At 50.5% G+C, this 5,575-nt stretch carries 5 protein-coding genes and 1 tRNA gene; 2 read left to right on the top strand and 4 right to left on the bottom strand.

All coding sequences use genetic code 11. The features are described from left to right. Both GAC_RS03230 and GAC_RS03225 read right to left on the bottom strand, forming a co-directional pair. The coding region (locus GAC_RS03230) for a ribonucleoside-diphosphate reductase subunit alpha (RefSeq protein ID WP_037349452.1) at positions 1 to 1,429 on the bottom strand (1,429 nt) is incomplete at its 3' end. Between the two features lie 220 nt (positions 1,430 to 1,649). Then, positions 1,650 to 1,722, bottom strand: a tRNA-Glu gene (locus GAC_RS03225). A 322-nt stretch (positions 1,723 to 2,044) separates the two neighbouring features. On the opposite strand from GAC_RS03225, the gene GAC_RS03220 reads away from it, so the two are divergent. Then, the gene (locus GAC_RS03220; RefSeq protein WP_010265142.1) at positions 2,045 to 2,905 is read left to right on the top strand and encodes a polyprenyl synthetase family protein; all 861 of its coding nucleotides are present in this window, start codon (positions 2,045 to 2,047) and stop codon (positions 2,903 to 2,905) included. Then, entirely contained in the window at positions 2,902 to 3,849 is a 948-nt protein-coding gene (locus tag GAC_RS03215) for an FKBP-type peptidyl-prolyl cis-trans isomerase (protein ID WP_010265147.1), read from the top strand. The genes GAC_RS03220 and GAC_RS03215 overlap by 4 nt, the downstream gene beginning before the upstream one ends. Before the next feature lie 29 nt (positions 3,850 to 3,878). On the opposite strand, the gene GAC_RS03210 is transcribed toward GAC_RS03215, so the two are convergent. Together GAC_RS03210 and GAC_RS03205 are read right to left on the bottom strand one after the other, a co-directional pair. Then, positions 3,879 to 5,012, bottom strand: a complete 1,134-nt coding sequence (locus tag GAC_RS03210; protein ID WP_010265150.1) for an FAD-dependent oxidoreductase — start codon at positions 5,010 to 5,012, stop codon at positions 3,879 to 3,881. A gap of 135 nt (positions 5,013 to 5,147) precedes the next feature. Then, positions 5,148 to 5,575, bottom strand: a 428-nt coding sequence (locus tag GAC_RS03205; RefSeq protein ID WP_037349451.1) for a DnaB-like helicase C-terminal domain-containing protein, incomplete at its 5' end; no start/stop codon positions are given.

Genomic DNA, 5,575 nt, shown 5'->3' with positions numbered 1-5,575 from the left:
TGGACGACCAAACCTGATCGTTATCTAACCCCTTAGACTCCAGCAGCCTCTGTAGAAACTTGTTTCGTACCACAAAGGACCCAGTGAGAGTCTTATGAGTGAACACGTTCGCCGCATACGGCTCTATTCCCGGTGAAGTACTACCGGAAATTATGGATATGGAGGCAGTCGGCGCAATGGAGAGCTTATGCACAAACCGCTCCATCTTGTTGGCATCTATCGCATCAGGGCATGGCCCCTTCTCCAGCGCAAGCTTGTGAGAAACCTCATCCGCCTGGCGCTTTATATGCTCAAAAATTTTCTTGTTCCACACCGCAGCGGCAAGAGATTCAAAAGGTACCATTTTGCTCTGCAAGAACGAGTGGAACCCCATAACGCCTACCCCGATACTGCGCTCCCTCATCGCAGCATACTTTGCGCGCTCAATATCCGGGGGAGCCTTGTTGATAAAGTCTGTGAGTACGTTGTCTAGGAACCGCATCACATCCTCTATAAACATGGGCTCCGTGCTCCACATGTCGTAGTACTCAAGGTTCAAGGATGCGAGACAGCAGATTGCGGTCCTGGATTTTCCTAGGTGGTCTTCCCCCGTAGCGAGGGTTATCTCAGTACACAAATTGGACATCTTCACTTCCAGCCCGAGCTCTTTGTATATGTCCGGCTTGTGCTTGTTAACCGTGTCTACAAATACGAGGTATGGTTCCCCTGTTTCAACCCGAGTGGTCAAAATTTTTATCCACAGATCCCTAGCTCTGACAGTGGATATAACGCATTTATCCTTGGGGCTCACCAAATCCCAGGGTTTGTCTTGCTCAACTGCTTGCATAAACTCATCAGTAAGCAAAACTCCGTGGTGGATGTTCAGCGCCTTCCTGTTGGGATCACCGCCCGTGGGCTTTCTGATATCTAGAAATTCCTCAATCTCTGGGTGGCCGACAGGCAAATACACAGCAGAGCTGCCCCTACGCAAAGAGCCCTGACTTATGGCCAAGGTCAGCGCATTTTGCACGACTATAAACGGAATTATGCCCGAAGTTTTACCACTACTTCTAACCTTTTCTCCAATGGAGCGGAGATTCCCCCAATAACTTCCGATACCCCCACCACGGGACGCAAGCCACACGTTTTCATTCCACAGGTTCAATATGCCGACTAGGCTATCTTCGGTTTCGTTTAAGAAGCACGAAATCGGCAAACCTCTGGTAGTTCCCCCATTACTTAGTATTGGAGTAGCAGGCATGAACCACAACTTGCTCATGTAGTCATAGAGCCGCTGGGCGTGCTCGTCATTATCTGAATAATACTGGGAGACGCGCACAAACAGCTGCTGATAGTCTTCGTTATCTAGTAAATACCTATCAGACAGCACAGCCTTGCTAAAGTTAGTAAGGTTGTTGTCCCTGGTACGGTCGACAATAATCGGTGACACCTTGTCATACCTCCTACATTCACTAACATACAAACACGAAAAGCGGTACGCATCCCGCCTTTGAACACATACAGTACCTATACAGACAATTCAGTACTATATACAGCACTCACACAACAAAAGGGACAAAGATCCCCGCCATCGGTAACCAATAGTTAAAGAAACTCCGACGGGGCCAACCCCAACCTTAGAAATACCTATACCGCACCCGGCCGGTAAGTGACTCCCACGGGAGTCGAACCCGCGTTACCACCGTGAAAGGGTGGGGTCCTAGACCACTAGACGAAGGAGTCACAGCAAACCCATATATAATAATCAGCACCGTTACAGTCAAACAAAATTCCTACGGCGGTACAACCTACTAGCCGCACTAAAAACTTGCGCAAGTGCCGCAACCTACACCCATGAACAGACCCGCAAAACACAAACCCCGCACCAAAAAACTACCAACCACGCACACCTAGAAAGGTGTATACCAAACGCCGTCAAAGTACCACAAGTTGTATAAAAACGAAAATGTAAAATTCGAGCTTTTTTGAAATGCGCACGTAAGTAAAAACCTGGGACATGTAAGCAAACTCTTGTATACTGAGGGGGAGTTTGATTACACCACCTATGCACCATAGCTACAGTGACATACAGCAAAAGGTAGAGGATTTTGCGTCTTTGGTGCAAAAGGAGCTCGCTCAAGTTGTGCATGAGAAGGCTGAGTGCCCGTCGGCAGCATTGCACGAGGCTTTGGGCTATGTCATATCGAATCCAGGGAAGTGCATACGCTCATTTTTGGCAAGTACATCGGCGCAAGTTTTTGGCGTGAGCACGGAAAGAACGTTGCGGTTGAGCGCCGCCATTGAGGTTGTGCATGCCTACTCCTTGGTGCATGATGACCTGCCCTCTATGGATAACTCCCCTATCAGGCGTGGAAAGGAAAGCTGCCACATAAAATTCGGAGAGGCGGTCGCAGTTTTAACTGGCAACGCTTTACTTACACTCACCTTTGAGTTATTGTCGACCATGAATGAGGGTTGTGCTGTAAGGTGTGAAATCATAGAGCTGCTGTCCAAAGCGTGTGGCCGTTGCGGCATGATAGCCGGGCAGATGCTGGACATGGAGGCACACTCTTCAACGTCGTTTGAGGGAGTTAGGAGGATACACGAGTTGAAGACCGCTAGGTTGTTCTCTGCCGCTTGCGAGGCCGGCGCGGTTTTGGGTGGGGCATCCGCTGAAGAAAGGGCAGCGCTGGCAAAGTATGGGGCTGCGTTGGGTTGCGCGTTTCAAGCAAAGGATGACCTAAGCGATGCTTGGGAGGACGGTGAGCGCTGCTATGGAAGCATGGCACATATTCTCGGGATGGATGAAACGCAGGGCTACGTTGATGGCCTGCTGCGCAAGTGTGAAGAACACCTAAGAAAGCTGCCTGGTAACGTAGATACGCTCGGCGGTCTCGTTGTGTTTGTTGAAAACTTAAGCGTATGAAGGTCATAGTATATCGCCTACTGTGCGTAATCGCGGTTTTCGCCGTTCTTGGGCTGCTGCTGAGGGCAGTGTCCACTAGCATTGTCTCCGGTATCACTGAGCGCATGGATAAGAAGCCTTACAAGGTTTCCGTGGTTGATAATGACAGCCCTGCATATAAGATCGGGGCCCTGATATTACGGCCAATAATAGAAGCAAGAATTGACCGATACATAAGCAAGCAAGGGCTGGCAGAATACTTGCGCGACGCGGCATCTGCGGCACCTCTTGCAGGGAATTTTCGCCTGATTGACATAGAAGAGGGTGAGGGGCGTGAGGTGCTGTGTGGGCAGAAGGTCTCCGCCATGATTCTACGCTTCCCTATGGACGGTCAGGAGATTACGGATCCGCTGCAAGCAGCACGCAAGATCAGCGGTAGCACGAAACCCGTAAGTTTCAGGCTCGGAGCGCATGAAGTCAGGGAGGTGAACTACGCCTTGGCTGGCATGAGGCGGGGCGGCAGTAGGGTCGTGATAGTAACCCGTGATGAAGAAGGAAAATCTGACAGCTATTACATACAGCTCACATCTGTGGATGACACAGTGCCCGAGGCAAATGACATAAGAAACCTCATGTCCTTCGACAAGCGCGACACCGGCAATAAGGAAGCGGTGACCGAGGCACGGTGCGGCGACGCTGTTTCTGTTAAGTACACAGTGAAGGATGTGCGCGGGCAAGTGTTGGTTGCGGACCAGGTGGTTGACTTCATAATAGGCAATAGGAGCGTCCCGATTGTGTTAGAATTGGGAGTAGTTGGCCTAAGGTCGGACAGCCGCAGGTCTATAATAGTGCCACCGGAGCTCTTGTCTGGTTTCGATCGGGCCGTTGATAAGTATAGCGTCAAGATTATCGACGCACAGATTGAACATAAAAAGGCTCCCGTCCCGGCCTCCGGTGGAAAATAGCTGTGTGCTCGAACCGTGGTGGGGGTCTACTACCTCTTTGCCATGCCGCTGTTATGCACTGCCTCATGTATAGCACCATGCGGCTGCTGCTCGCATCCTCCCTCCATTCCTGAATGCAGAAGCCCGGAGTAGCGGGCATTTCCACATTTTAGCAGGTTTATTACCTCCTCCACTATTGCCGGTGCGCTCAGATATCCATGTCTATACAGCCCGTTTATCCTGACAACACCATCTTCAACTATAATTCTTGGACAGTTGTCCGAAAATGCAGGTCTACATGCAGACATCATACCAAGCACCCTGGCCTCTGCAAAACCTCTGTGGACCGAGTATGCGGCCGATAGCAGTTCAAGCACGGATCTAACCGATACCTCTGAGAAGTCACAGCTTTCTATTTCCGTAGCACCAACTATCAACTTACCTTCAGATCTGGGTACCATGTACACGTTGTATCTGGGGTGCACCATACGGATTGGGCGGCCGATCGCAACCTCAGGAGCGTGAAGTAGCATACTTTCGCCTCTAACCCCCCTCAGACCGGAAATTGCGCTCTTAGCTCCAATGCCCCTGCAATCAAAAACCATATCAAAAACGTGCCGCTGGCAGCCCACCACCAACGTTTGAGACACTACTTCATCCACGTGCGTGTTGCAAAGCCATTTTATCCCTAGACGAATTAATTCAGCCTCCAGGCGCGAAAAAAGCCGCATGCTGTCTATGCATCCCTCTCCTTGAATGTACACTCCGTGGCGGACAGATAGCCCGCTTTCGAGCGTGTGAATTTCATCGGAAATACAGAGATTGCCAAAAAGGGCAGTGAATTTTCGCCTGATGATGGCGCACATCCTCTCCAGTTCGTGCAGGTCGCTTGTATGGGCTACAATTACACTCCCTAACATTTTTAGGCATTCGCTCGCGCCCGCGGAATGGAGAATTTCTGGCCATAATTCCAAGGATCTATGGCCCAATTCTACAACCAAATTCCCGGCTGTTTCCGCTTCGGAATACAGGGAAAGCATGCCCCCCGCAACAAATCCGCAGCTGCGTTTGCCTATTGCGTCATCCCGATCAAAAAGCGAGACCCGCCACCCATTTTGCAGTAACGCCAGGGCCAGTAGTCTGCCGACGAGCCCAGCCCCCGCTATTCCCGCAGTTTTTACCATATCACCATTCTCAAACTAAGGCCTAATACACCCAAGAAACGCGACAGACTGTGCTCGGAGCAAGGCGCAGCACGGACCGGCAGCTGCTCTGCACCTCAGCAGGCAGTGCCTCACAACCTGAACGGCAAGTTACTACTATCCGGAATGCAACTCGCCGCCATCGTAAACATCATAGCGCGCAGTGTAATCCCTGAATTTCCCTTTTTCAGGCTCGAAAAAAAGCCTAATATTGCCAATGGGCCCGTTTCTTTGTTTTGAAACAAGTACATCAGCAACATTGCTAATTGCATTCATCTTCATCTGCCACTCTGCGTGCTTAGCAGTTCCCTCGGCAGGCTGCTTTCTTAATTCGTAGTACTCCTCCCGGTACAAAAACATGACCACATCTGCGTCCTGCTCTATGCTTCCAGAATCACGCAAGTCGGATAGCTGGGGCTTCTTATCGTCACGCTGCTCAACAAGCCTAGAGAGCTGAGAAAGCGCTACTAGTGGGACATTTAGCTCCTTTGCTATGGCTTTCAGGCCCTGAGTAACCTCAGAAACTTCCTGCACCCTATTTTCTC

This window comes from Anaplasma marginale str. Florida, assembly GCF_000215485.1.
GTDB lineage: Bacteria > Pseudomonadota > Alphaproteobacteria > Rickettsiales > Anaplasmataceae > Anaplasma > Anaplasma marginale.
Note: the sequence above shows the minus strand (reverse complement) of the source record. Positions and strands in the feature narration are given on the sequence as shown.